This is a genomic window from Marinitoga piezophila KA3, assembly GCF_000255135.1.
Lineage (GTDB): Bacteria > Thermotogota > Thermotogae > Petrotogales > Petrotogaceae > Marinitoga > Marinitoga piezophila.
The window spans coordinates 608,861-635,304 of sequence record NC_016751.1 but is presented as its reverse complement, the minus strand read 5'-3'; the positions used below and the strand labels follow the sequence as shown (position 1 = coordinate 635,304).

The window sequence follows — 26,444 nt, the reverse complement described above, 5'->3', positions numbered from 1 at the left end:
TATACTATATAATAAGAAATAAAAATTTTGAAAGGGGGAAGTTTAGTGAAAATAAAAAAACTAACATTCTCAATGGCGTTAATGCTATTATTATCTATACTGGTAATAGCAAATCCAACAAAACCGCTGTTTATAAACAGTTTTGAAGAAGGGGTAAGTGTAATAAACTTTGAAAATCCAATGGCTCCACAATTAATAGCTTCATACCCAAGTATTATAAAGTCAAAAAATATTCCTGTTTTCTTTGATTCTAAAGTAACTACGTTTTATAAAAATGACGAATATATAATCATTGGGTTAAAATCCGGAAAAGTTTATTTTATTAATTTAACCAATGGAAATTCAGAAGTATTTTCTTTAAAGGATTATCCAACACAAATTAAGGAGTATAATGGAAAAATATATGTTTCTGTATATAAAAATGAGATTATACCTTTTGAAATAAAAGAAAATAAAGTGGTTAAGGAATTAAGAATAAATTCAATTGGTGAAACATATGATTTTGCATTTGCAGGAAATTATTTATATGTTGCTGATGGAATAAAAGGGTTGGCAATATATTCAAAGAGTAATGGTATATATAAATATATGAGGCATTTAAAAACAGGTGGAGATGTTCAAAAGATCTACATAGATGGTGAGCACTTGTATACTCTTGATGGTGCAAGTGGTATTTCAATATTTGATATATCCTTTAAATTGTTACCATTTTTAGTAAAGAGTGTTGATACAGGTGGAGGAGCTAATGCAATATTAAAACATGGAAATTATTTATACGTTACTGACAGATGGTATGGTCTTGAAGTATACAATCTAAACGATATAAACAGTCCAGCAGTTAATAAAAATAAGAAAGATAAAATTCAACCTATATATAGGCATTATACACTTGATACACCTATAGATCTTAAAATTGTTGATAATGACTTTTTAGTAGTTACAGATAACTGGGGTGGTCTTGAAGTATATAGCCTTTCCAATCCTGCAAAGCCTGAACTTGTGAAGATATATAATAATCATACAGACCTTCAAGGGCTTTATGTATCAGGTAATTATCTTTATGCATCAGATAAAAAAGATGGTTTGATTATCTTTGATATAAGCAATCCTGAAAATCCTGTTGAAATTTCATCGAAGAAGACGTTAAACCTTAAATTTTTGCCTCGACGTCTTGAAAAAACATTAAATGATGCAGTAAATGTATTTTCAAAATATAATTATGCTTATATTGCAGATAGACAAAATGGTTTTACAATTTTTGACATTTCAAATTTAAAGGAACCTAAAGTATTATCCAATTATATAGACGTTAAAGAAAATAACAATGTAATTCTTGGCTATACAAATAATTTTATCATTGAAGGAAATAAAGCATTTATAGCAGATGGATATAAAGATCTTGTAATTCTTGATATAACAAATAAAGAGAAACCTCAGATTTTATCAATTAACAGAGTAACAGGAAGAAGCATGGATGTTGCTAAAGTAAATGATTATATATTCCTTGCAACAGATGATGTTGGATTTGAAGTATTTAAGTTTGATGGTAAAGCAGCTGAAAGAGTAAAACCAAAATTTAGAATAAATGGTTTTGCAAAAGATATAGAAGTTTCAGGAGATTATGCATATGTGGCTGTTGACTGGAAATATAAATTGTCAAATTCAACAGTTATTCCAGCTGGTAATCCAGGCGTTTATAAAATAAACATTTCAAATCCTGAAAATGTATCAATTGAGAAGGTATTTTCTTTTAATAATCAGGGTGTGAATAAAGTTAGAATCTTTAATAATATAGGGTTTGCAGCATTAGGTGAAAATGGATTTGTTATTTTTGATACAGTAAATGGTAATATAATTTCCAGAGTTAATACACCTGGAATAGTAAAGGATTTATTTGTAAAGGATGATTACCTATATGTAGCAGATGGGAAAAATGGTTTAATGATATTTAATATTACAAATCCTGGTAATCCTGTATTTGTAAAAAAGATTTTCTGGATGACATTTGGTAATATAAATTAATAATTAGTTTGAGGGGGTATAACAATGGATAACTCAAAAGCTATAGTGTTATTTGAAAATGATGACCACAAATATATATATCTTGGAGTAGAAAAGAATAACCTTGAAGGGATATTTACAAATCAGTTTTTAATAATTCACAAGGGAAAAGGTGTTTTGCTTGATCCTGGAGGAGTTCATGTTTTTCCAAGGGTGCTGGCAAATGTATCAGAATATATTGATACAGATGATATTATAGGTGTATTTTATTCACATCAGGATCCAGATGTATCCTCTGGTATAGCGTTGTGGAGCTCTACATTAAATAATGCAAGATTTTATGTTTCAGCATTGTGGGAAAGATTTTTACCTCATTTTGGTGTTTTTGATTCATCGTCTCTGGTGCCTTTAGAAGATAAAGGGGGTAAAATTGAATTTCCAGATGGTGCTTATCTTGATATAATCCCTGCACATTTCTTGCATTCTCTTGGTAATTTTATAGTATATGATCCTATTGCAAAAATATTATTTTCTGGAGATATTGGTGTTGGAGTTGTTCAGCCATCTGAAAGTAAGTATTTTGTAGAGAATTTTGATGACTACTCAAAACATATGGTAGGCTTCCATCAAAGATACATGGCTTCAAATATTGCAGCAAAAAAATGGGTGTCCATTGTATCAAAACTTGATGTAGAAATGATGACACCTCAACATGGATTATTGTTTAAAAAGAGGGAATATGAGCAATTCCTTGATTGGTTTAAGAATTTAAAATGTGGAGTAGATTTAATAGATGATATATACGGGATGTGATAGTTATGTCGGATAACAATAGATCCTTAAAAAATACAATTGAAAAATTAGCCCAGGGAATATATCATGAAAATGTTTTAACATCATTTATAGAAAACCTTGACGAGGTATTGGGAGACAGATTTGAAACAGCAAAGGACGTAACTGAACAGGTTGGTAATAAGATTATAGAAACAATTGAAAATACCAATCATATTGCTCATGAGATTGAAGAAATGTCTAAACGCAGTTTCGATGAAAAAGAGGAAATATCTAAACTGAATCAGAGTATAATAGAAAAGTTAAAGAATATAGGTGGAAACCTTGAACAGGTAAAAACAGATGTAAATGAATCTATAAATATGGTATCAGAGGCATTAAGCAGTTTTGATGAAGTAATGGAAATAACAAAGAATATAAATAAAATTGCCAGAAAAACAAATATGTTATCTATTAATGCCTCAATTGAAGCTGCAAAGGCAAAAGAACATGGAAGAGGTTTTGCAGTGGTTGCAGAAGAAATTCAGAAATTATCGCAGGAAACAAATGAAAGTGCCAAACAGATAAATGAGAAGATTAATTATCTTTCTCAGGAGATAAAGAATGTTTTGGAAAAGATTAATTATATTGCAGAATTGTTTGGTGTGGTAGCAGGGGTTACCGAAGGTTCTCTTGAAATTCTTGAAAAAAATGAGAGATTTTTAGAAGAGCTGGTTAATAATCTTCAATCCAATACATTAATATTGGAGGATAATATAGGAAATCTTAATATGTCAAAAGAAGATATTATGGATCTTATAAATACTATCTCTATGCTAAACTCAGTTATAAAAAATGTTTTAATGATGCAAAAAAAGATAAAAGATATAAAAATATAGTGGCTCTCTTAGAGAGCCACTTTGTTTTTCAATATATAATAATTATTTATCCAGTTTATTGTATCTTTCAGTGAAGTATATATACTTCGAGGATTATAATGTAGAATTTTTTTTGCTTTTTCACTGGAAAATTTATAATATCCAGTTAATGTATGAACTGTATAAGGGCTAAAAATGAGGTTTTTATTGGAAAATAGATGATGCAAAACACTTCCGTATGAAATAATGTAAGAATTCACAGGGGAGATAAATTTAATTTTTTCATTTTTCTCCGTAATAGAGTTTAGATATTTAAAAAATCTTCTCATGCTTATATTTTCACCACTTAGAATAAATTTTTCATTTTTTTTATTGAGCTTTGATGCAGCAATAATCCCATCAACTACATCCCTAACATCTACAAAGTCAAATACTCCATCAACACAATATCTAATTTTTCCATCTAAAAAGTCTTTTATTACTTTTCCTATTTCTGAAAGCTTATAATCATATGGTCCAATAACGCCACTTGGGAATAATATTTTATAATTAATTTCTCCTTTTTCACCTGCTTCAATAACCTTTTGCGTAGCGATAGCCTTTGACTTTCCATATGCTCCTGTGGTTAATTTAGGCGAAATGGGAGTTTCTTCGTCTATCGTAGCTCCACGTTCTATTTCTGCAAATGCATGAACAGAACTTACATAAATCAGGTCTTTGATATTATGAAATTTCATAGCATTTAAAATATTTTCCACACCGCCTATATTTACTGAGTATACCTTTTCATTTTTCCAGGGTAAAATGGAAATTATTGCAGCAAGATGAAATATTTTGTTGACTCCTTCTGTTGCTTTTAGCACATCATCTTTATTTCTAATATCTCCATAGACAATGTCCATATCCATGTTATTAAAAATACTTATATCTTCATCCGGTAAAACGAAGATACGTATTTTTTCTCCCGTTTCATATAATTTTTTTACCAGTACATTTCCAATATGCCCGGTGGCTCCTGTAATTAAAATCATAAAATCCCCCTCCATAAGTTTAAAAACTATCTGTATAAACTTATTATTTTTTCAAATCCTTTTTCAATGATTTCAAAATCTTCTTTAGATACTTTTTTCATAAAATCTTCGAAAATTAATTTGAAATTTTCTGTTGTTTCATTAAAAACATTTTTCCCTTTTTCTGTTAATTCTATTAGTATAACTCTCCTGTCATCTTTTGATCTGTTTCTTATAACATATTCCCTTTCTTCAAGACTGTCTATAATATTTGTAACGTTGCTTTTAGTTGTGCTGAATATTTCAGCTATCTTTGCCATTTTTTGAGGTCCTTTTAGTCCAAGAAAAACAATTATATAAAATTCTATAGTTCTTAATTTTTCTGCTTCTGAAAAATTTGATATTATTTTTGTGAAATTGGACATAAGATCAAATAACATATTTAAAATATCCTTTTCTGAAAGTTGCATATTAATCACCTCTATAGTTGTAATTTTTTATAATCAATTATTTAGACTATTAAATTTTAAAATAGTTCAAAAATTTAATAATTTAAAAATAAAAAATAGGGCATTTTACAAATGCCCTATAAAATCTTTTATTTTATATCTTTTGTTTTCCAGCGAATATATATTAGGATTCCATTGCTATATGTAATTTCAATTTTTTCATTTTCTGTTATATTGCTTATTCCTATGGGATTATTAAAGTATAATATTCCATTTTCTAAAGGATATTTAAAACCTTTTAAAGTAATATTATTGCTTTTTTCAGTAAGTGAAAGAATAGACCATGTTTCTCCAATAGAAACTGTTTTTGAGAATTTTTTGGATATTCTGGATATTTCGATAAATTCTTCTTCAAAAATAATACCAATATCCCTGTATTTTGATAATAAGAATAAAGCTCCTAATATATGGTCAAGACGTTCACCGAGAAACGCTGAAACAAAAATATTATCAGCACCTTTTTCAATAGCAAATTTAAAAGCGAGATCAATATCAGTAAAATCCTTTTCTGGCAAATATTTTATTATTTCAACACCATTTGATTCAGCCCATTCTATGCTTTCCTGAGATGCAGAATCAAGATCTCCGATTAAATAATCAGGTTCAATATGGAGTTTTTGAAATATTTCAATGCCTTTATCTACAGCTATTAATATATCCGAATTGTCTATTAATCTTTTATAATAACTTAAATCACTTTTTTGTTCTCCACCTGAAATTATAAATGCGTTAATTATCTTCACCTCTTTTTATTAGATTTTTGTATTTATTTATTGTTCTTCTTGAAACTTTTATATTTAATTCCGAATTTAATAATGATGATATTTTGCTATCAGAAAGATTCATATGTTTTTTTATAAAATCGAATATAATTTTTCTGGTGTTTTTCTGGGAGTCTTTTGTATTAAATATAACAGAAAAAGGGAATATAATATTATTTGTATTCATAAAATATTTCGTTGAAACAATTCTACTCATTGTGGAAGGTGAAATATTTAGATGATTTGCAACTTCACGTATTCCAAATTTCCTGGGATTAATATTTTTTAATAAAAATTCATTATTTGTATCAATAATAAATTGTGCCAGTATTTCCATGTATTCTTTTCTTTTTTTCAATGAGCTTTTTAATAAAGAAAGTTTTTCCATTTCTTTTTCAATATATTTTTGGGTTTTTCTGTCATTTAATTTTTTTAGATTATTTAAATATATTTCGTCAACTTCTGGAAGTTCAGGTATATTTATTTCCCAGATTATTTTATTTCCCTTCTTATAGAAAATAATATCTGGAGATGAATTAATATATGAAATATTGTCCAGATTTTCCAGAGAAGATAACGGCAATCCCATTTCACCGCTTTTTTTTCGTAATTCAATGGCTTTTTCCAATGATTCTTCTGCAAAACCTGTTGGACCTAATTCCTTTAGTGTATACAATAATAAATTTAAATCTTTTTTAGATATTTTAAGTTTTTTAAAAAGTTCTTTTTTCGTAACGGATAAAATGCCTTTGTTGTCTATATAATTAAGAATTTCTTCTCCAGCCTTTTCTAAATGATCTGGTATAATTGCAAGAAATATAGGTTTAATTTTTTCAATATAACTTATTTTTTCGCTTATTTGTTCTGTTATATATTCCATACGATCGAGACTATATAATTCCATATCGTTTTTTTCAATTTTTAAAAATACATTTTCAAGAATCAGATTATTTACCTCTTCTTCTAATTTTGATAAAGGCATCTGTATTATGTGTAAAGCTTGAATTTGTTTTTGAGTTAATAATTGTTTTTGGCCAAGTTTTTGCAATAATTTGCTTTTATACATTCAGTACCTCCGATATAGCTTTATATAGATTTTTTGCAATATCAAGAGGTGTTGCATAATATTCAGTAATCTCATCGCTTATAATTTCTGCTGTTCTTCCAGAAAGATAAGAAGCAACAATACTTGCCTCCATTACATCAAGTCCTTGAGAAACCAAACCTGCAATAATACCCGTTAAGAGATCACCACTTCCGCCTTTTGCTAAAGCTGTATTACCTGTAATGTTGAAATATGTTCGTTCGCCGTTAGTAATAATTGTTGTAGCATCTTTAAATACTATAGTGGCTCTTTTATGTTTTGCAAACTTTTCTGTGTATTCGTAATTCTGTCTTATATTAATTTCATCTGTTCTTACAATTCTTTTCATTTCACCAACATGAGGAGTTAATACTATATTTTTTCTTAAACTTAATGAATCAACTGCATATAATGCATCAGCATCAACGACAATAGGTACTCTTGAATATTCAACTACATTTCTTACAAATTGCATGGTTTCATCAGAGCGTCCAAGACCAGGACCTATAACAATAACAGAAGCTTTTTTGAGTTCTTTAGAGATTAAGTCAAAATCTTTTAAAGAGAATTTGTCTTTCATTAATGATTTATATATAATTCCCGGTTCATGATTTAATACATATGAAGATAATGGTGTAGGAGTAATTAATTTAACAAGTCCAGCTCCAACTTTTTGAGCTCCAATTGCAGATAAAATAGATGCACCAGGAAATTCAGAAGAACCGGCTAAAATTAATACATTTCCATAGTCATATTTTTGAGAAAATTTAGGTCTTTTGGGAAGTAATTTTTTTACCATTTCTGGTGTTACTAATTCCCTATGGGAAATATTGAATAAACTTTTTGGAAAAGAAAGCGGAGCTACTTTTATAGTTCCGGAATATTCTCTGCCTGGGAAGAATATATGTCCCAATTTAACACTGCCAAAAGTAATAGTTTTATCGGCTAAAATAGCGTTTCCCATTATTTCTCCAGTATTTGCATTAATCCCGGAAGGAATATCCACAGATAATACCTTTCCACGTTTAAATGTGTTTATTATATCAATAACGCCTTTAATTAAATCATTTGTATTTCCATTTAAACCAATACCAATTAAACCGTCAATTATACAATCTGCAGTGCTAACATGATTTTTGAAATCAACATTAAATTCAAAAAAGTCTAAGAATCCAAATTGTTTTAAAGTGTTTAATTGCTTTTTAAATAATCTACTACCTTTATTTTCATCACCTATAATACATACCTCTATGTTTTCATATCCTTCATTGTGTAGAATCCTTGCTGCAGCTAAAGCATCTCCACCGTTATTTCCAGTTCCAACCATAAATAATAAATGGGAATTTTTATTAAAGTCTTTTTGAATTTCACCAACAATGGCCATGGCAGCCTGTTCCATTAATACTTCTTCTGTGATTCCAAAATCTGTTGAAGTTTTTTTATCAATTTCTTTCATTTCAGTTGAGGTTAAAACATGCATAGAGAAAGCCCCCTTTTTGGATGGTATAATTTAGGTCTCAATTTAATTTTACCACATAATAAAGACTAAAAAAAACCCGGGAAATTTAATTCCCGGGTTTTTAAACAAATGTTTTTATTGTTCTTTTTTGTCTTTGTTATAACCAGTTAAATAGAAATCTATTCCCTGAGCAGCTTTATGACCATCTGCTATACCGTGGATAATATCAGGACCATGAACAATGTCTCCACCTGCGAATAACCATGGAACACCTACAACCTGGTTATATTCATCTGTTTTAATTCTTCCTCTTACTATTTCAATTTTTTCTTTGATTTCTTCTGGTAAGTATGAATAATCAGGCATTTGACCTATTGATTCAACTACCATGTCAGCTTCTAATTCAAGAATCTGTGATTCATCATATTTTGGATTGAATCTTCTATTTTCATCAAAGATAGATAATACTTTCTTAAATCTTGCCTTTTTAATTTTGTCTCCGTCTGTTACTATTTCAATTGGACCCCAACCTGGATGGAAGATTACGCCTTCTTCTCCACCTTCATGTTTTTCATCCCAATCAGCTGGCATTTCATCTAAAGTTCTTTCCAAACTTACAACATGCACTTCTGATTTTCCATATTCTATGTTCTGTAATCTTACCATTGTTCTGGCAACGTCCATTGCAACGTTACCTCCACCAATTACCACCAGTTTCTTTGGAATATATGGTTTTGGTCCATCGCCAGTGAGATAGTATTTCATATCTTTCAATATTACCATTGCCTGTTTTACCATTGGATGATCTGTTCCAGGTACTCCTGTTGATCTTCCAAGAACAAAACCTGATGAAAGGAATACAGCATCATAGTTATCCTTTAATTCTTCAAGAGTTACATCTACGCCAACTTTTGTATTTAATCTAAATTCTACACCAAGTGATTCAATGTATTTCCAGTCTTTTTCAAATGATTCAAGAGGCAATCTGTAGGTAGGTGCACCGTAATTTAAAACACCACCAGGTCTCTTTTCTGCTTCAAATACTGTAACTTCATATCCCATAAGTACAAGATAATAAGCTGCTGATAAACCTGCAGGACCTCCACCAACAACAGCGATTTTTTTGTCAACTTTCTTGATTATCTGCTGTTTGTGCTGTAATACTCTATCATATTCTTCTGCAGGAATCTGATCTACAATATATCTCTTTAACCATCTTATTGAAACTGCTTCACCTCTATGACCAATAGTACATGCAGTTTCACATCTATGAGTACACATTTTACCACAAACTAAAGGTAATGGGTTTGTTTTATATAACCATCTCATACCTTCTTCTACATTGTCATCATATACTGTTCTTATGTAATCTGGAATATCCATATGTGCAGGACATGTTTTTGTACATATACCACAATCCACACATCTTGCAGCTTCTTCTATTGCCTGTTGTTTTGAGAATCCTTTTACAACTTCTAAGAAAGATTTCTTTCTTGTATCTGCATCAAGTATTTCCATTGGAACTCTTTCGAGATCAAGTAATTCTGATTCTTCGGTTCTCTGATATGCTTTGTCGAATTTAATATGATGTATACCATCTTCTTTTGGTAAGAAGAAGAATGAGTTTGGATCCTGAGAAAGATGTACATATTCTTTTGACATGTTTAAAGAACCTGTGGTACAGATATCAACACATAACCCACAGAAAGTACATCTACCATAATCAAAAGCAGGTCTTTCTGGTTTTGAACCTTCCTCATCTGGTAATTCAGGAATTCTTATCATTTTTATTGCTTCAGCTGGACAGATCTTTGAACATGTACCACAACCTATACATGTCTGCCAATCATTAGTATGAAATCCTCTATAATTATCTGCAGCTTCTCTTGGATTATCAATAATATTTTCTAATGGAATTGAAACAGGTTTCTTTGTTAAATATTTCCAAGCCTTTGCTGGTGAAAAGAAACTTTTATTTATTTCAGACATTTTCTCACCTCACCTACCTATCGATTTCTGGAGCACATACGCCCATAGTATCTAACCATATTGCAACGTCATCAATTCTTGTTCCTGGTAAATATTTTTCAATTCCAAGCAATCCCTGTGGATATGATGCTCCTCTAACCGCAATTCTGTATGGTTTATTTGAACCATCTGATACTATATAATAACCATATTCTCCACGAGCACATTCAATATGGCTGAATACCTGTCCTTTTGGGACTCTCCATCTTAGTGCGCTACCTCTTGAGAAACTAACTCTTACAGGACCTTCTTTTGGCATTTTATCCAATACCTGTCTTAATATTCTTATACTCTGCTGTATTTCTTTGTATTTTATTGTTAACCTTGTATATGCATCAGAATATGTTGCTGTTGGAACGTCAAATTCAACTTCATCATATCTTGCATATGGATCAACTTTTCTTATATCATATGGTTTTCCTGATGAAGACCTTAATCCAATACCAGTTACACCAAGTTCCCAACATACTTCTTCTGGAAGGATTATATTGTCTTTTGTTCTTGCCTGAACCATTGGGTTTTTAAGAATTAAATCTTCATATTCTGGCAATCTCTTTTCTAAATAATCTAAGTATTTTTCTAATTTCATTTCAAGCCCTTTTGGAAGATCTTTTCTAACTCCGCCAGGTACAATATACATATGGTATACCCTTGCACCTGTAATTTCTTCAAACATATCAAGTATTAAATCCCTATCTGATGTAGCCCAGTTAGGACCTGTATACAATCCTGTAGGACCACCAATTCCACCTAAAGCCATTAAGTGATTTGCAATTCTTGCTAATTCGAGAATTATCATTCTGATCCAGTGTGCTCTTTCAGGTATTTCTATATTTGCAAGAGTTTCAACACCCTGAGCATATACCATTTCATTAATATCTGGTTCAGGAACACAGATTCTTGGTATTAAAGCAAGATTATTCATCCATAGTCTTCTTTCCATTAATTTTTCAAATCCACGATGAAGCATACCAGGTAATGGTCTTGCTTTTTCAACTATATCACCATCTACGTATAGATGAACACTGAAGTTACCATGCATACCTGGATGGTTAGGACCTAAGAATAACTTTACCTGTCTTTTCATTCTGCTTCACCTTCTTTCGGAATAAAATCAACTTTATAATCTCTTACATCGAATTTTTTCTTTGAATATGCAAGTGGATCAAAATCTTTTCTCATAGGTGGTATATCATCCCATAATTCGAGGAATAGTTCTTTATTTGCATTTTCATTACCTTCAAAGGTTACACCAAAGAATTCATGAACGTCTCTTTCGTAATATTCTGCTCCAGGGAAGATGTCTATTATAGTTCTGAAATTAGGTTTATCCCTATCTATTTTTGTTCTAACCTGAATTGTAATACCTTCATCCCAGTTGAAAAGAAGGTATACTAACTGGAATTTATTTTCTTTTATCCAGTCTACACATGTAAGCATTGTTAATTGCTTCCAGCCTTTTGATTTTAAGTAAGATAATACTGCATGGATTTGATCGCTTTTAAAATCAAAGGATATTTGATTTTTCTTTGGTATTTCATGAAATTCTGGATTAAATTTTGCTTTTATATCTTCAATTATATTATTCATGGAATTCATCTTTTACATACACCTCCCCAAGGGCGCGAATCTGATTCTTTTTATACCAATCATAATATTTTTGATATCTTTTCCATCCTACAGCTTCACCCTTTTTAATTAAATCCATTAGTTTTTTAAATCCACTCATTACAGCTTCTGGTCTTGGCATACAACCTGCAATATATAAATCTACAGGTATATAGTAATCAAGCCTTGAAATAACTGCATATGAATCGTAATATACTCCACCATTTAATGTACATGAACCAAAACCTACTACATATTTTGGATTCTGCATCTGTTCATATGTATATATAATTCTTCTTAATGTTTTTACACTTAGATATCCTGTAATTAATAATACATCTGCCTGTCTTGGTGTTGCCATTGGTGCCATACCAATTCTTTCCATATCGAATCTTGAAGTCATAGTTGGAGGCAATTCCATAGCTCCACAACCTGTACAGTAGTGAAGCATCCAGATTGATTTGCTTCTGAATATATTTCCAAATTTTTCCCAGAAAGTTAATGTATCAGTACAATCCATTTCATTAACGTCTATTTCATTTATCTTTTCATTTTCATTTAAAGCCATATGCTCACCCCCAAACCGGTGAAGATTATAATTGCTGTTTGAATAAAGGCTAATGCAAGAGGTACTTTATAGTAAAATGCAACTAATTGATCAATTTTAAACCTTGCTACTACTGAAGAAATCATTGTTGCAAAAATATATACTACAAAATATTTGATTAAAAATTCTACAATTGTTCCACCACCAAGGAATAAATTTACAAATAATCCAACTTCAACAAATGTTGCAAAGTCGTGTTGAAGCATAAGCATACCAAGATGTTTTCCGCCATATTCTACCAATGGACCTGAAGCAATTTCTGCAGGTGCAACAGGTGTATCATATGGTTTTTTACCAAGCATACCCATTAATGATATAAATCCAACTATTGTTCCTAAAGGCATTCTAAATAAATTCCAACCTAAAATGCCCATACCTTGTTGTGCTGCTGCAATAGCAGAAATAGATGCAGTTTTATTTGCAAAAATAATTCCAAATACTGTCATTATATATGGTAATTCATAACCGAGCATCTGAGTTAAAGCTCTCATAACACCTATTGAAGCCCATGGGTTTCCAGAACCAACAGCACTCATAGCCATACCCAATGAACCAACTGCTAAAAGATATACAATAACAAAGAAATTATCGAGATTTTTAAATACAACGATATTTCCCGCTGGAACGAAAATTAAAGTTGCTATTGTTCCTCCCAAAGCCATTAAAACACCGAAATCATATATAAAACCGTGTGAAATTGAACTTTTACTGAAAGCTTTGAATAAATCAATAAAGTTCTGGTACCATGGAGAACCAACTCTCATGTGTATTTTAGCAACTACTTTTCTTTGAATACCTGAAAGGGTTACCTGCCAGAAGAAGGCTAATAATACTAACCCTGTGGCCATAAAGAATGTTGTCATATTTTATCACCCCACATAAATATTGCAGTTATTACAATTGAAATCCAGAAAACAGTAAATGCTGGATTTTCATTGAAGAACCATGTTCTTACCAACTGTCCAAGTTCTTTTACCCTTAATGCAATTGCATCATAGAACTTTTCAACAGAAGGATGATTTGCATATAATCTTTCAAATGGGGCATAGTAATTTGCTGAATAGTGATATAAATCTGGATCATGAATAAATTCTGCTGATGTATAAGTATCCATTAATCCTACGGACTTTGATTTTGGCAATACAAAATAAAGTATTGTAGCTACAATAAATCCTGCACCAAATACCAATGTAACTATCCATGAATCCCACATACCATTTGGAGTCATAACTTTAAAACCATCAATTACAATAGGTTTAATTCCTACAACTTCCTGAATTTTAGCTATATATCTTAGCATTAATCCTGGATATACACCATATAACAATGTTAAACCGGAAATGATCAACATTGGTATTTGCATTAAGAAAGGAACTTCTTTTACATCTTCATGTTTTGGAGATAATTGTCCTAAAAATGCGCCTGCTAATGGTCTGAATACATACATAAATGATCCAACACTTCCAAAGAATGCTGCAAATGCAATGAACATGTTTCCTTTTCTAATTAATCCCTGGAAGATTAACCACTTTGATGCAAATCCACTCATAGGTGGTATACCTGCTAATGAAATAATTGCAATAAGATATGCAGCAAATGTTACAGGCATTTTTTTGATTAATCCACCAAGTTCTGAGATCTTTGTTGTTCCTGTTCTGTAAGCTACTGCTGCAAAAGCAAGGAACATTGCTGCTGAAGCCATAGCATGATTAAATACGTGCATCATACCTCCAGCAAATGCTGTTTGATCTGTTAATGCAAGACCTATTAATATATAACCACTATTACTTACTGTTGAGTAAGCAATTAATCTCTTTGCATCGTCCTGTTTTATAGCCATTAATGTTCCAATTATTATACTAATTCCACCGAGTAACATTAAAATATAATTTTCAAATGGGTGACCCATAATCTGGAAATGATTTGAGAATACTTTAAATGTTGGGAATACAGCTGTCATTAAAAATGCAACAAAACCACCCATTTTTACAAGACCACCTGACAATACAGGTGAGAATGTATGTGGAGCATTACCGTGTGCAATTGGTAACCATGTATGGAATGGGAAAATACCCAATTTTGTTAAACCAGCCATTACAATTAAGAAGAAGAATAAAACTGCAAAGTTTGGATCTTCAGCCATTTTTGATACTGTTGTTGAGATATCAAATGTTCCGTATTTTGAATTTAATAATAATATTGCATATAACATTGAGAATGAACCTATTGTACTAATTCCATAATATACAACTGAAGCTCTTCTGGATTTACCTAAAGGAATAATAAACATTGATGACCAAACTACTAATTCCCAGAAGATGAATAAAGTTAAAAAGTCTTTTGAATAAAATACACCTATAGTTCCACCTAAAGATAATACATAGAAAAGATTATATGCTGCTGGATGTATTACCTTTTCCATCCAGTATGGATTAAAGAATGAAACCATTGCATATACAATAACCATTACAATTGAGAAGAACCATGCATATGATGAAGTTACAAGATCAAGTGAATAATTCCCGTATGTAAATACATTAAGTACTTCACCTGCTGAATCCTTTAATGTATATACAACAAATAATGCAACAACTGAGATTAATATTGTTAAATAAGCTCCTGCTTTATCATTGAACTTTGAAACTGCATATGTAACCAATCCGCCGAGTAATATAAATAAGATTAATGTATTTAAAGCCACGTCACATCCCTCCCGCTATGTTGGAAAGGTAATTGCTTATGCCTTGAGTAATAAATTCAGGATTAAAACTTACATAAATGATAAATGCTGCAACTACAACAGCTAAAAGTGCATAAGCAAATGTGTTTTCCAAGGATAATTTTGTTGTGTATTCGTCTTTTGATTCTTTTCCTTCTTCACCAGGATTCCAGAGTTTTACCAACATTCTGATGTAATAAATACCTTCAATTAAACTTGCAAATAAGATAAATGCAGGAATCCAGAAACTTTTTAATGTAAATAATGTTGATAAAGCAAATACCTTTACGTAGAAACCGTAGAATAGAGGTAATCCTACCAATGATAATGCTGCAACACTAAATCCAAAACCAATTAATTTATGTTTTTTAAATAATCCCTGTAATTTTTCTACATTATCTGTTCCAGTATATACAAACATTGCACCGGCTATTGTAAACATTATTAATTTTGCTAATGCATTATTAGCAACCTGCATCATTGCCCCGCCAGTTACACCTGATAAGAACAATGTTGCAATTAAACCAGCCTGTCCAACACTTGAAAATGCAAGAATACCTCGTACATTTCTTTGAGCAAATGCTGCAATTTCTCCAAACACAAATGTCAATACTGCAATTGTTAAGAATATTGTTTTAAGTGTTCCATCGACAACAAGGATTTGTGTAAATAATCTACCAAATACCATTATTGCCGTTGTTGCATATGCTGAAGCAAAAATAGCGCCATTTAAGTCATTTGTGTTTCCATAAACCATTTTTACCCAACCGTTAAATGGTAATAATTTAGATTCTACTGCAAAACCAGCAAAGATAAATGTAAGTGCTAATAATAATACATCGCTATTTATTCCAGAGAGTTTTGCGTGCATGTCAGCCATATTTAATGTTCCTGCAGTGGCATAAAGGATAATTATACCTAAAAGGTATAAATTTGAACCCAATGCACCGAGGATAATGTAATTAAATGTTCCTTTGTAATTTTTTGTCATTGTAGAAAGAATATATGCTGAAATTGATGCAATTTCAAGGAAAACGAATAAATTGAATAAGTCACCTGTCATGAGCAAACCGTTTAATGAAGTTAATGAAACCAATAATACAGTTGAATATTTTTTAATTGATGACATTGAAGTTAATACTGCAAGTGCAAATACAACATTTACTATCATCAATCCATAAGCTGCATATTGATCAACAACAAGATTAATACCGAAAGGAGGCTTCCAACCACCTACGATAATAGTTCCCTGTTGTAAAGCAAATGAAGCAAATGCATTAAATAAAACAGCAATTATTAATAATGTTTTATCTAAAGTTTTAAACATTACAGATAAAAATGCGAATAGTAATGGTATCGCGATTAATAAGATAGGATTAATCATTGCTTTCACTCCCCATCTCGTCCAATTCTAATGTGCCGTATTTTGCGTATAATTTTCTTACAACTGTTAATGCCAATGCTGTTACACCAACACCAATAACAATAGCTGTAAGTACCAATGCTTGAGGTAATGGATCAACAAAAAGACTGTTTGTTGTTTTTACACCGTTGAATAATATAGGAGCAACACCATCATTTACATAACCAACTGAGATTATGAAAAGATTAACTCCTACTTCCAAAACATTTAAAGCTACAACAAGCTTTATTAGATTTTTTTGAGTTAAAAGACCATATATACCAATTAATATTAAAATTATAAATATGTATTGTATCATTTATTTCCCCTCCTCTGAGAGAAAATCTGAGATCAAGTTTGAAAGCTCAGATCCTACTTTTAAACCAACAAAGATGTAAATAATTGGAACAATACCTGCACTGAACAATTCACCAACAGTTCCTGTTGGAAGGAAGTTATAAAGGAAGTATCCTCCATATGCTAATCCTAATAAACCGAATATAAGATATAAACTTCCAGCAGTTCCTTCTAATAATTTAAATGATTTCATCTTTGTTTTAAATTCATCATCTGATAAATAGAATAATAATACTGCTGAAGCGATCATAGAACCGCCAGGAAAACCTCCACCAGGGGTAAGATGCCCATGAATGAAAATGTAAACACCTGTAATTAATATTACTCCAGCAATAACCCTAACTGCAGATTTTAAAATGAAATTAGGCGGTGTTTTAAATTTCATTCTTGATTTTCCGCTTAATAATAATCCAACACCAAGAGCAGAAACAAATAATACAGTAACTTCTCCTAAAGTATCAAAAGACCTGTAATTTACGACAATAGAAGTAACCATATTTGCTGAACCACTTTCTGGGTCTTTTGTTTCTTTATAAACAACTTCACCGTTATCACCGGTTACATTCTTTTTTACAAATTTGTCTGAAACCCTTTCACTTAAATTTGCCTTTCCAAATTCTGGAAAGAATTTTCCTTCACTGCTTTTTGGAGCATAAAGGCTTGTGAAGATAAATATTCCTAAAACTATTACAATTAAACCTGCAATAACTCTTTTCATCATTCTTTATCACCAGCCTTTTTCATGGAAAAGAGTGTAAAGATAAATACAGCGGTTACAAGACCTGAACCAATTACTGCTTCTGTAATTGCAACATCAGGAGCCTTCATAAAGATAAATGAAACAACAGAAAGCATACTTAATATTGATAAATAAATAACTGAAGTAATAATCTTTTTTGATTCAATTGCCAATATTGCGAATACTATTAATGTAATACCTACTAATAACTCAATTATCTGCATTTTCATCACCTCTACTTTTGTTGTAGAGTTCGTCTAACTCATTTTTTACTAATTTAAAAGGTTTTGCGCCGTAAATATATGAAGCCTTAGCTAATACAGAACTTCCAACAGGGTTGGTAATTGTAAGAAATACAACAATTAACAAAGTTTTAATAAACCATGCTGGTTGAGCTATACCTACACCTAAAACCAATGAAAATGTTCCAAGAGTTGTAGCTTTTGTTGCTGCCTGAAGTCTATTGTAAACATCAGGCATTCTGTATAAACCCAAACCACCTAAAACATAAAAGAGCGCACCTATTATCATTAATATATATCCTATAGCACTCATTTTTTCCCCTCCAAATAACGAGCAATTACCACTGTTTCAAGGAATGATAATGCTCCATAAACTAATGCAATATCAAGATATAACTCACTTTTGAATAAGAAAGCAAGGAAAACTATTGATCCTGTGATAATAACGTTTAAAGTGTCGATAGCAACAACTCTATCAGGTGTCGTTGGACCTTGAATTAATCTGATAATAGAGAAAAAAGCTCCAATTGCGATTAATAAGCCTATTAATGTATTCATTCATAAATCCCTCCCAAAATCTTTTCAAATTTTCCAGAAACATACTTCTGATATTCTTCGGGAGTTTCACCTTTTACATCAATCCAGTGGATGTAAATATAATCGTCATCAGCATCAATAGATAATGTACCTGGAGTTAATGTAATGGAATTTGCAAGAGTTAATTTTCCAACGTTTCCTTTTAATTTTGTTGGAACCTTAACAAATCCAGGGTTTAATGGTAATGCTGGATTTAAAACCCTTGCTGCAACGTTGAAATTCGCCTTTACCATTTCAACAATAAACACAGGAACATAGATGAAAACAAACTTTAAAACCTTTGGAATTACAGAAAAACCAAATTCATAATCTACAGTTTTAGCTATAATTCCAGCTAAAACTAAAGATACAACTAGCCCTGTAAGTAATTCTGGAGTGCTGAAATTTGTTAGAGCAATCCAGATAACCCATAGGGTCAAAAATGTGGAAATAAATTTTTTCAATGTACTCCCTCCTTTAGGAAAAATTTGTGAAAAATATCTTTATTTTTGATAAAACCACTTTTTATTTCACAAAAAGCAATCAGGAATTCTTTATGATATCATGAGCTTCATTCAATTCTTGTGAAATTATTCTTTTTCCGTGGGATAAAAGTTCCAGTACACATTGATATTTTAGAATACAATATACAGAATTTCCTCGTTTCTTTTTTACAATGATACCGTTTTCTTCAAGGATTTTAAGATGTTGTGAGATACTTGATTGACTTGTTCCTAACCTTTCAACAATTTCATATACAGATAGTTCTTTTTCACTTAATAATTTTACGATTCTTAAACGAATAGGATGTGCGAGACTTTTGAAAACGTTTGATATTAATTTGCATTCATCCAAAATATCATCCCCTTATAGAAAATAAAAGAATATTAGAAAATTCTAATATTATTATATTACAAAAACACCAGATATTAAAACTATGATTTTAAACTGTTATTATCTATAATTACCTATAATACATTTTAATCTGCTATATTCATAAGAAATGCTAAAAAATAAAAAAAGAGCGCAAAATGCGCTCTTTAATCATATTTTTACAGGTATTTAATCTAAGACCAGTTATATCATAATTACTGATTTTCTTTCTCTCTTTCTCTTTCCTGAATTATTTTTTGTTGTATATCAGGTGTTACTTCCTGATAAGTTGAAAATTTCATTGTAAAGTATCCTTTTCCACTTGTAATTGAGCTTAATCTTGGCGAGAAATCAAGCATTTCTGCAAGAGGAATTTCTGCTTCAATTTTATCAGTTCCTCTACCTAATGATTGCATTCCCATTGGCCTTCCGCGTTTTGAGGAGATTTCACCCATTACATCACCGGTATATTCTGTTGGTGTGTAAATTTCAACTTTCATTACTGGCTCAAGAATAACAGGATTTGCATTCTTCATACCATCTTTAAATGCCTGTCTTGCTGCAATCTGGAATGCTATATCTGATGAGTCAACTTCATGATAAGAACCGTCATATAGTGTAACCTTAATATCAACAACTGGATATTCAGCAACAACACCTTTTTTCATAGCTTCTTTTATTCCTTTATCTACTGAAGGAATAAAGTTCTTTGGAATTACACCACCAACGATTTTATCAACAAATTCATATCCTTCTCCTCTTGGAAGTGGTTCTAATTCAATTTTTACGTGACCGTATTGCCCATGACCACCAGTTTGCTTTTTATGTTTATATTCTGCTTTAACCTTTCTTCTAATTGTTTCTCTGTAAGCAATCTTAGGTTTTCCAACTTCTACATTTACCTTAAATGTTTTCTTTAATCTTTCTATCATAATTTCAAGATGTGTAGTTCCAAGACCAGAAACAATTGTTTCACCTGTTTCTGGATCAAATTCCCATGAGAATGTAGGATCTGATTCCTGTAATTTGGAAAGTGCATTATTAACTTTGTCAATTTCATTTTTGGAAGTTGGTTTTACTGATTTAGAAATCATTGGTTCAGGGAATTCAGGTACATCAACTTTTACCTGTCTGGAATTATGAGCTACAGTATCATTGATTTTACTCTTTTTAAGTTTTGGAACAACGATTATATCACCAACTCCAGCTTCTGATACTTCTTCATTTTTATCAAATCGAGGTATATATATATGAGATACTTTTTCATTGGAATCTTCCTGAACTTCAACAAATGAATCACCTGATTTTACCGTTCCAGCAAGTATTCTAATGTATGTAAGTTTTCCCACAAATGGATCAACGGCATTTTTTACAACAAGACCTACAAATGGCTCATCTTCTTTTCCTTCTATTACCAATTCTTTATCTTCATATTTTGCATTAAATGTTCTTTCATCTGGATGCATACCAACAAGATAAATCATTTCCATAAATCTATCTAAACCAATATTCTTTTCTGCTGAAGCAACAACTATTGGTACAACTTCATCATCTTCAAATGCTACGTGTAAAGCTTTAAAAACATTTTCAGGATTTAAAGCTTCTTCTCCCTCTTCTAAATATTTTTCCATTAATGCTTCATTTGTTTCAACAACATCTTCCATTAATTCCTGATGATATGCTTCATAATATTCTTTTGCTTCGGCTGGTATTTCATCTAATTTTTTATCTTTTCCACTTTGATCGGTTTCATAAACAAATGCTTCATGTGTTAAAAGATTTACAAGTCCTTTAAATTCAGGTCCTTCGCCAATTGGAACCTGTAAAGGAACAACCTTTACACCATCTTCAAATAATTCCTTTAATTCAGAAACTACATTACCAAAATTTACGCCTTCTTTATCCATCTGGTTTATTAAAATAAAGATTGGCTTTTTATTTTCCCTTGCAATTTTCCATATTCTTTCTGTTGTAACTTCAACACCTGATGAAGCATTTACAACAAGAACAACGTTGTCAACAGCATTTACTGCAACATCAATGTCTCCGAGAAAATCTGCCATTCCTGGAGTATCAAAGAAATAAAATCTTGAATCTTTATAATCTACTGACACAATATGATTTGAAAATGTTGAACCTTTGTCTTTTTCTACTTCTTCAATGTCTAAATAGCGCTGTCCAATCCTATCTGCGCTATCAAAGTTTTTTAATATGGCATCCATTAATGTGGTTTTTCCACATCCATGATGTCCAAATAACCCCACTATCCTTTTTTTATCTGACTTGATCATTCCCATATCAATGCACCCCCACTGTAGTAATCTTTATCTATCTTTTTTAAATACCCCTAAAAAAGCAGGTATTTTACTTCTCCAGTTTTCTGATCGATAATTTAAGATGGACCCGTTGTAATAGAATATAGAAGAACTTCCCCCATCAAGCATCATAGCCTGTTTTATATTTCCTATTTTTTCAAGGAGCAATATTGCTTCGTCATAATTTATTCCAGGATTTGATTCCATGTATCCATCTACTACAATAAATAATACCATATCATCGTTATTAATTGCAACTATCGTTCGAGGTGTTTTTCGGTTAATAATGCTCCATGAATAGGCTAATTTCTCTTCTTTCATCGCTTCTGGCATTATATCATTACTTTTAAGTAACGGTCCGCTTTCAATTAACTCTTTTATAGCAATATTTTGATTTATATCTATATCAAATATTACTTCATCTCCTTCTGCGACATCTTTTATGTACTTCAGGTATTTTCTTTCAATTAATAATAATTTTTGATTATTTATGGGTCTTTTTTTACCAATATATACAATATAATCATTTTCTATTAAAAGGAATAAATAATCATCTTCACTTTCTTTTATTTTTCCTTTATATGCACTGGTATATAGCTTTACATCCCCTTTCCATGCTGTATTTATAGCTTTTATCCAGAATGGGACACCTCTTATGTATATTGTGTATTCCATATTTACCTTTTTTATATACGGAACTCCATATTCATCAACAATAAAGCATGGTCTATAATATGAAGAAATGTGCTGAATTTTTCCATCTGTAATTATTTTTCCTATTGGTTCCAGAGTTGAAACATCAAAATATCCAGCATTAATTGCAACTAATGGATTTTCTTCATTTAAATATTTTTCAGCGTCTTCAGGATTTCCAAGATTGTTGAACATAACCTTTATTTCTAATTCTTTTGGATTAATTGTGGCGATATGCACAGGAACAATTCGACCGTTTAAGTCTATCATTTTATTTTCCACTTTTAAAAGTTTTGTATCAATTTGCAATTTTTTAGAGTTTTTTTCCTCACTTGCGTTATTATTGTTTGCTTTTTTATTTTCATTTATGGTGTTAGAATTATTTACTAAATCATTTTCTTTGGTTTCAATATCATTTTTATTTTCAGTTTTTTCGTTGATATTGTTTTCGATATTTTTTTTCTCAACTACATTATTGCTTGAATTGACAGTTTTAATATTTTCAGGAGAATTATTGTTCTTCTGATTTAAAGTTAAGATTATACTTCTTCCTGAAATTTGAATATCATAATTATTAAAATCTTTTATTTCATATTCAACAACATTATCTCCCAGCATTTTAAAGTTAATATCTGATGGAACAGAATATTCATTAATAGCTGGAACTATTACTATACCGTTTTTATTTTTTATTACCATTTCTTTATGTACTATATGACTCACTGAGAAGATAATTTTATTTACCGAATAGTCTATCTTTATTATTCGAGGAATAGAAGCATAAATATAAGTATTTCCATTATAATCGAATTTTTGATATCCCATAAATTTCACAAAAGCATCAACAAGAAGATAATATTGATCATTGTTTTTTAACACTGCAGATGCAAAAGAATCATTAATATTAAAATTGATTCTAACAGTTCCGTTTATTAAATTTAGTTCAAGAACATCCATTTTACTTCCAATATGTCTGATGAGATAGATAATGTTTTTAGAAGGACTTTTCTTGAGGTTGAAGATTTTGGAAATCTCTTCAACCTCAAGATATTTGTTATTGGAAAATGTAATATAATTTAATTCTGTAGATTCTTTTGTTAAATCAACATAAATTATTTTTCCATATGAAATAATAGCAAATAATAAAATGCTTAATATAAAAAGCAATTTTTTAGGCATTATTTACCTCCTGAAATTTTTTCATATATTAATTTCATTTTATGTTCTGTTGGAGGATTGTCTGTAATTTCATATGCTTCTTTCATTAATTCAAGCGATTCTTCTACATTACTTTTATCTGATACATATAATAAAGCAATAGTATCTCCTTTTTCAACCTTTGCACCTAATTTCTTCATAACCTTTATTCCAACTGAATAATCTATTTCATCTTCTTTTTTCTTTCTTCCAGCACCTAACACCATTGAAGCAATTCCAACTTTTTCTGCATCTATATGTGATACATATCCAGATTTTTCTGCTTTGAATTCAACGATATTTTTTGAAATAGGCAATATTTCTTCTGGATTGTCAACTACTCTTTCGTCTCCACCTTGAGCTTTTATCCATTTTCTCATAATTTCTAAAGCTTTTCCATTTTTGATGTTTTCTTCTAATATTTTTCTTGCTTCTTTATATTCATATATACCTGCAAGGTCAATCATGCTTGCGGCAAGTTCAAGACATAATTCAGTGAAATCTTCAGGACCATTTCCTTTTAATGTTTCTATTGCTTCCCATACTTCAAGGGAATTACCAACCATTTCACCAAGTGGTTGATCCATATTTGTTACAACAGCAACTATTTTTCTATTATTAAGTTCAGCAATTTCAACCATTGATTTTGCAAGAGCAACGGCATCATCAAGATTTTTCATGAAAGCTCCACTTCCAGTTTTTACATCTAAAACAATTCCATCAGAATTTACAGCAAGTTTTTTACTCATTATACTTGCAGAAATCAATGAAATTTCATCTACAGTATCTGTAACGTCTCTTAATGCATATAATTTTTTATCTGCTGGTGCAATATTTCCTGTCTGGCCAGCAACAACCATTCCTACTTCATTGGCAATTTTAAAGAATTCATCTTTTGAGATAGCTGTTTTAAATCCAGGTATGGATTCTAACTTATCTATAGTTCCACCAGTATGACCAAGCCCTCTTCCTGAAAGTTTTGATACCTTTAATCCAGCAGAAGCTACAAGCGGTCCTACAGCAAGAGTTGTTTTATCTCCTACACCACCGGTAGAATGTTTATCAATTTTAATTCCTTCAATTCCTGATAAGTCTATTATATCCCCGCTATTTCTCATGGTCATGGTAAGATAATATCTTTCTTCCTTATTCATTCCATTAAAATATATTGCCATTAGCCATGCAGAAATCTGATAATCTGGAATGCTTCCATCTACATATCCATTTACCATAAATTCTATTTCTTCTTTTGTATTAATTCCACCATTTCTTTTTTTATGAATTATGTCTACTGGTCTCATTTAAACTCCTCCCTTTAAATATAATCTTTATTAACGTACCCTGTTGTTCTTCACTATCTACTTCAATATATGCTCTATGTTTTTCAAGTATTTGTTTTACAATATACAATCCTATACCGGTTCCTGGAATTTGTCTTGATCTTGATTTATCAACTCTATAGAATAGATTAAATATTTTATTCCTTTCTCTTTCTGGAATTCCAATACCTGTATCTTCAACTTCGAATATTATTTCATCTTCTTTTCCAGAATACAATCTAATAAATATTTCTTTTGGACCATTTTCTTTTATATAGGTAAATTTCACAGCATTATCGAGAATATTGTAGGCAACTTGCATAAGCCTGTCTTCATCACCGGTAATAATTAATTCCTTTTCTATATCAAGATAAAGTTTTACATCCATATCTTTTACCAGAGATTCAAATATCATATATACCTTTTTTATTAAATTGGAAATATTTAATTCTTTGAAATGATATTCATAGTCCTTTCTTTCAAGACGACTTATATCCTGTAAATCATTAATTAATCTTGTTAGTCTTGAAGATTCATCTTCAATTATTCTCAAAAATCTAATTGCCTGTGGAGACATATTTTCATCGCTCATAAGCAATGTTTCTGCATATCCATGTATAGCAGTAAGTGGTGTTTTTAATTCGTGTGACATAACGGTGAGAAATTCTCTTCTCATTAAATCGAGTTCCTTTTCTTTCGTGATATCTCGTAAAATAACTATTCTATAGTTTTGTTCATGTTCTGTATCTAAAGTTACTTTTTTTATCTCGCAATTAAAGAAAGATTTTTTAGGGCTATATATAATGATCTCTTCCTTTAAGTTCTCATTTTTTCTATAACTTTTTAAAATTAAGTCTATAAGTGTATGATCTTCAAGGATTTCTGATAACGTTTTCCCTAAAAAATCAGAAGTTATGAAAAGATTTTGAGCTCCTTTGTTGGCATAATCAAGTATTAATCTATCAGAACTTTCATTATAAAAGACGAGCATTATAGCTTCAGAGATATTATTCAAAATAGAATAGATATTTTTTCTTTTTCTTTTTTCTATATCCATTTTTTTATTTAAGTCTTTTATCTTTTCTTCAAGAGAATGTACCAAAAATTCAGTGGCAGGATCGCTGGCACTGATAGATAATACTCTTGATATAGATGATTTTAATTTCGAAGTTTCTTTTTTTAAAGACATATATGCGGTTACAACATAATATAGTACAACCAAAAAAATGGATATTAATAAAAAGTATGTCACCATTTTATCACCTATTTCAAAAAAGCGACAGAAATCCTTCTGCC

The 26,444-nt window shown here is 30.6% G+C and carries 26 protein-coding genes; 3 read left to right on the top strand and 23 right to left on the bottom strand.

The genetic code is table 11. The features are described 5' to 3' along the window. Nucleotides 1-45 precede the first annotated feature (45 nt). Genes MARPI_RS03115 through MARPI_RS03105 form a run of 3 tightly spaced genes read left to right on the top strand, consistent with a single transcriptional unit; the run spans nucleotide 46 to nucleotide 3,671 of the window. Nucleotides 46-2,022, top strand: a complete 1,977-nt coding sequence (locus MARPI_RS03115; protein ID WP_014296144.1) for an LVIVD repeat-containing protein — start codon at nucleotides 46-48, stop codon at nucleotides 2,020-2,022. A 24-nt stretch (nucleotides 2,023-2,046) separates the two neighbouring features. Then, on the top strand, nucleotides 2,047-2,814 hold the full coding sequence (locus MARPI_RS03110) for an oxygen-binding di-iron domain-containing protein (protein ID WP_014296143.1): 768 nt from the start codon (nucleotides 2,047-2,049) through the stop codon (nucleotides 2,812-2,814). Between the two features lie 5 nt (nucleotides 2,815-2,819). Continuing rightward, nucleotides 2,820-3,671 carry a methyl-accepting chemotaxis protein gene (locus MARPI_RS03105; RefSeq protein WP_014296142.1) on the top strand — a complete coding sequence of 284 codons (852 nt, stop codon included), beginning with the start codon at nucleotides 2,820-2,822 and terminating at the stop codon, nucleotides 3,669-3,671. 8 nt (nucleotides 3,672-3,679) lie between these two features. Here the strand turns inward: MARPI_RS03105 and MARPI_RS03100 are convergent, their stop codons facing one another. The 23 genes from MARPI_RS03100 to MARPI_RS02990 all read right to left on the bottom strand — a co-directional run bounded on the left by MARPI_RS03100 (nucleotide 3,680) and on the right by MARPI_RS02990 (nucleotide 26,400). Further along, on the bottom strand, nucleotides 3,680-4,681 hold the full coding sequence (locus tag MARPI_RS03100) for an NAD-dependent epimerase/dehydratase family protein (RefSeq protein WP_014296141.1): 1,002 nt from the start codon (nucleotides 4,679-4,681) through the stop codon (nucleotides 3,680-3,682). A gap of 26 nt (nucleotides 4,682-4,707) precedes the next feature. Next, nucleotides 4,708-5,130, bottom strand: coding sequence for a MarR family winged helix-turn-helix transcriptional regulator (locus MARPI_RS03095; RefSeq protein WP_014296140.1), 423 nt, complete (start codon nucleotides 5,128-5,130; stop codon nucleotides 4,708-4,710). A gap of 128 nt (nucleotides 5,131-5,258) precedes the next feature. Next, nucleotides 5,259-5,912 carry a thiamine diphosphokinase gene (locus tag MARPI_RS03090; RefSeq protein ID WP_014296139.1) on the bottom strand — a complete coding sequence of 218 codons (654 nt, stop codon included), beginning with the start codon at nucleotides 5,910-5,912 and terminating at the stop codon, nucleotides 5,259-5,261. Next, nucleotides 5,899-6,996, bottom strand: a complete 1,098-nt coding sequence (locus MARPI_RS03085) for an RNA polymerase factor sigma-54 (protein WP_014296138.1) — start codon at nucleotides 6,994-6,996, stop codon at nucleotides 5,899-5,901. Before MARPI_RS03085 ends, MARPI_RS03090 begins: the two co-directional genes overlap by 14 nt. Next, nucleotides 6,989-8,494 carry a bifunctional ADP-dependent NAD(P)H-hydrate dehydratase/NAD(P)H-hydrate epimerase gene (locus tag MARPI_RS03080; protein ID WP_014296137.1) on the bottom strand — a complete coding sequence of 502 codons (1,506 nt, stop codon included), beginning with the start codon at nucleotides 8,492-8,494 and terminating at the stop codon, nucleotides 6,989-6,991. The genes MARPI_RS03085 and MARPI_RS03080 overlap by 8 nt, the downstream gene beginning before the upstream one ends. A gap of 114 nt (nucleotides 8,495-8,608) precedes the next feature. Further along, nucleotides 8,609-10,462, bottom strand: a complete 1,854-nt coding sequence (locus MARPI_RS03075) for an FAD-dependent oxidoreductase (protein ID WP_014296136.1) — start codon at nucleotides 10,460-10,462, stop codon at nucleotides 8,609-8,611. 13 nt (nucleotides 10,463-10,475) lie between these two features. After that, nucleotides 10,476-11,588: an NADH-quinone oxidoreductase subunit D gene (locus MARPI_RS03070; RefSeq protein ID WP_014296135.1), complete on the bottom strand. Its 1,113-nt coding sequence runs from the start codon at nucleotides 11,586-11,588 to the stop codon at nucleotides 10,476-10,478. Beyond that, nucleotides 11,585-12,100 (bottom strand): NADH-quinone oxidoreductase subunit C, encoded by a 516-nt coding sequence (locus tag MARPI_RS03065; protein WP_014296134.1) that lies wholly within the window; start codon nucleotides 12,098-12,100, stop codon nucleotides 11,585-11,587. Before MARPI_RS03065 ends, MARPI_RS03070 begins: the two co-directional genes overlap by 4 nt. Continuing rightward, complete coding sequence (gene nuoB, locus MARPI_RS03060) at nucleotides 12,084-12,629, bottom strand: NADH-quinone oxidoreductase subunit NuoB (RefSeq protein WP_041638792.1); 546 nt, start codon at nucleotides 12,627-12,629, stop codon at nucleotides 12,084-12,086. The genes MARPI_RS03065 and nuoB overlap by 17 nt, the downstream gene beginning before the upstream one ends. A gap of 38 nt (nucleotides 12,630-12,667) precedes the next feature. Next, a complete protein-coding gene (locus tag MARPI_RS03055) occupies nucleotides 12,668-13,579 on the bottom strand; it encodes a respiratory chain complex I subunit 1 family protein (RefSeq protein ID WP_014296132.1) in 912 nt (303 codons plus the stop codon). Beyond that, nucleotides 13,576-15,417: a proton-conducting transporter transmembrane domain-containing protein gene (locus MARPI_RS03050; RefSeq protein ID WP_014296131.1), complete on the bottom strand. Its 1,842-nt coding sequence runs from the start codon at nucleotides 15,415-15,417 to the stop codon at nucleotides 13,576-13,578. The genes MARPI_RS03055 and MARPI_RS03050 overlap by 4 nt, the downstream gene beginning before the upstream one ends. Before the next feature lies 1 nt (nucleotide 15,418). Further along, nucleotides 15,419-16,819 carry a complex I subunit 5 family protein gene (locus MARPI_RS03045; protein ID WP_014296130.1) on the bottom strand — a complete coding sequence of 467 codons (1,401 nt, stop codon included), beginning with the start codon at nucleotides 16,817-16,819 and terminating at the stop codon, nucleotides 15,419-15,421. Further along, nucleotides 16,812-17,156 (bottom strand): sodium:proton antiporter, encoded by a 345-nt coding sequence (locus tag MARPI_RS03040; RefSeq protein ID WP_014296129.1) that lies wholly within the window; start codon nucleotides 17,154-17,156, stop codon nucleotides 16,812-16,814. The genes MARPI_RS03045 and MARPI_RS03040 overlap by 8 nt, the downstream gene beginning before the upstream one ends. Further along, on the bottom strand, nucleotides 17,157-17,912 hold the full coding sequence (locus MARPI_RS03035; protein WP_041638790.1) for a Na(+)/H(+) antiporter subunit B: 756 nt from the start codon (nucleotides 17,910-17,912) through the stop codon (nucleotides 17,157-17,159). Next, on the bottom strand, nucleotides 17,912-18,157 hold the full coding sequence (locus MARPI_RS03030) for a Na(+)/H(+) antiporter subunit B (protein ID WP_014296127.1): 246 nt from the start codon (nucleotides 18,155-18,157) through the stop codon (nucleotides 17,912-17,914). Before MARPI_RS03030 ends, MARPI_RS03035 begins: the two co-directional genes overlap by 1 nt. Further along, nucleotides 18,144-18,488, bottom strand: a complete 345-nt coding sequence (gene mnhG, locus MARPI_RS03025; RefSeq protein WP_014296126.1) for a monovalent cation/H(+) antiporter subunit G — start codon at nucleotides 18,486-18,488, stop codon at nucleotides 18,144-18,146. The genes MARPI_RS03030 and mnhG overlap by 14 nt, the downstream gene beginning before the upstream one ends. Then, the gene (locus tag MARPI_RS03020; protein ID WP_014296125.1) at nucleotides 18,485-18,733 is read right to left on the bottom strand and encodes a cation:proton antiporter; all 249 of its coding nucleotides are present in this window, start codon (nucleotides 18,731-18,733) and stop codon (nucleotides 18,485-18,487) included. The genes mnhG and MARPI_RS03020 overlap by 4 nt, the downstream gene beginning before the upstream one ends. Continuing rightward, nucleotides 18,730-19,215, bottom strand: a complete 486-nt coding sequence (locus MARPI_RS03015; protein ID WP_014296124.1) for a Na+/H+ antiporter subunit E — start codon at nucleotides 19,213-19,215, stop codon at nucleotides 18,730-18,732. The genes MARPI_RS03020 and MARPI_RS03015 overlap by 4 nt, the downstream gene beginning before the upstream one ends. A 79-nt stretch (nucleotides 19,216-19,294) precedes the next feature. Then, complete coding sequence (locus MARPI_RS03010) at nucleotides 19,295-19,606, bottom strand: ArsR/SmtB family transcription factor (protein WP_014296123.1); 312 nt, start codon at nucleotides 19,604-19,606, stop codon at nucleotides 19,295-19,297. Nucleotides 19,607-19,839: 233 nt separating this feature from the next. After that, nucleotides 19,840-21,921 carry an elongation factor G gene (fusA, locus tag MARPI_RS03005; RefSeq protein WP_014296122.1) on the bottom strand — a complete coding sequence of 694 codons (2,082 nt, stop codon included), beginning with the start codon at nucleotides 21,919-21,921 and terminating at the stop codon, nucleotides 19,840-19,842. 27 nt (nucleotides 21,922-21,948) lie between these two features. Beyond that, nucleotides 21,949-23,811: a phosphodiester glycosidase family protein gene (locus tag MARPI_RS03000; protein WP_014296121.1), complete on the bottom strand. Its 1,863-nt coding sequence runs from the start codon at nucleotides 23,809-23,811 to the stop codon at nucleotides 21,949-21,951. Next, nucleotides 23,811-25,130 carry a pyrimidine-nucleoside phosphorylase gene (locus tag MARPI_RS02995; RefSeq protein WP_014296120.1) on the bottom strand — a complete coding sequence of 440 codons (1,320 nt, stop codon included), beginning with the start codon at nucleotides 25,128-25,130 and terminating at the stop codon, nucleotides 23,811-23,813. The genes MARPI_RS03000 and MARPI_RS02995 overlap by 1 nt, the downstream gene beginning before the upstream one ends. Further along, nucleotides 25,105-26,400, bottom strand: coding sequence for a sensor histidine kinase (locus MARPI_RS02990; protein ID WP_041638465.1), 1,296 nt, complete (start codon nucleotides 26,398-26,400; stop codon nucleotides 25,105-25,107). Before MARPI_RS02990 ends, MARPI_RS02995 begins: the two co-directional genes overlap by 26 nt. Nucleotides 26,401-26,444 lie beyond the last annotated feature (44 nt).

Coding starts and splice junctions, on each gene's coding strand:
- nuoB (WP_041638792.1), bottom strand. CDS start 12,629: ATGGATTGTACTGATACATTAACTTTCTGGGAAAAATTTGGAAATATA.
- MARPI_RS03040 (WP_014296129.1), bottom strand. CDS start 17,156: ATGATACAATACATATTTATAATTTTAATATTAATTGGTATATATGGT.
- MARPI_RS03085 (WP_014296138.1), bottom strand. CDS start 6,996: ATGTATAAAAGCAAATTATTGCAAAAACTTGGCCAAAAACAATTATTA.
- MARPI_RS03110 (WP_014296143.1), top strand. CDS start 2,047: ATGGATAACTCAAAAGCTATAGTGTTATTTGAAAATGATGACCACAAA.
- MARPI_RS03070 (WP_014296135.1), bottom strand. CDS start 11,588: ATGAAAAGACAGGTAAAGTTATTCTTAGGTCCTAACCATCCAGGTATG.
- MARPI_RS03030 (WP_014296127.1), bottom strand. CDS start 18,157: ATGCAGATAATTGAGTTATTAGTAGGTATTACATTAATAGTATTCGCA.
- MARPI_RS03000 (WP_014296121.1), bottom strand. CDS start 23,811: ATGCCTAAAAAATTGCTTTTTATATTAAGCATTTTATTATTTGCTATT.
- MARPI_RS03045 (WP_014296130.1), bottom strand. CDS start 16,819: ATGATTAATCCTATCTTATTAATCGCGATACCATTACTATTCGCATTT.
- MARPI_RS03055 (WP_014296132.1), bottom strand. CDS start 13,579: ATGACAACATTCTTTATGGCCACAGGGTTAGTATTATTAGCCTTCTTC.
- MARPI_RS03020 (WP_014296125.1), bottom strand. CDS start 18,733: ATGAATACATTAATAGGCTTATTAATCGCAATTGGAGCTTTTTTCTCT.
- fusA (WP_014296122.1), bottom strand. CDS start 21,921: ATGGGAATGATCAAGTCAGATAAAAAAAGGATAGTGGGGTTATTTGGA.
- MARPI_RS03105 (WP_014296142.1), top strand. CDS start 2,820: ATGTCGGATAACAATAGATCCTTAAAAAATACAATTGAAAAATTAGCC.
- MARPI_RS03035 (WP_041638790.1), bottom strand. CDS start 17,912: ATGAAAAGAGTTATTGCAGGTTTAATTGTAATAGTTTTAGGAATATTT.
- mnhG (WP_014296126.1), bottom strand. CDS start 18,488: ATGAGTGCTATAGGATATATATTAATGATAATAGGTGCGCTCTTTTAT.
- MARPI_RS02995 (WP_014296120.1), bottom strand. CDS start 25,130: ATGAGACCAGTAGACATAATTCATAAAAAAAGAAATGGTGGAATTAAT.
- MARPI_RS03075 (WP_014296136.1), bottom strand. CDS start 10,462: ATGTCTGAAATAAATAAAAGTTTCTTTTCACCAGCAAAGGCTTGGAAA.
- MARPI_RS03080 (WP_014296137.1), bottom strand. CDS start 8,494: ATGCATGTTTTAACCTCAACTGAAATGAAAGAAATTGATAAAAAAACT.
- MARPI_RS03100 (WP_014296141.1), bottom strand. CDS start 4,681: ATGATTTTAATTACAGGAGCCACCGGGCATATTGGAAATGTACTGGTA.
- MARPI_RS03065 (WP_014296134.1), bottom strand. CDS start 12,100: ATGAATTCCATGAATAATATAATTGAAGATATAAAAGCAAAATTTAAT.
- MARPI_RS03095 (WP_014296140.1), bottom strand. CDS start 5,130: ATGCAACTTTCAGAAAAGGATATTTTAAATATGTTATTTGATCTTATG.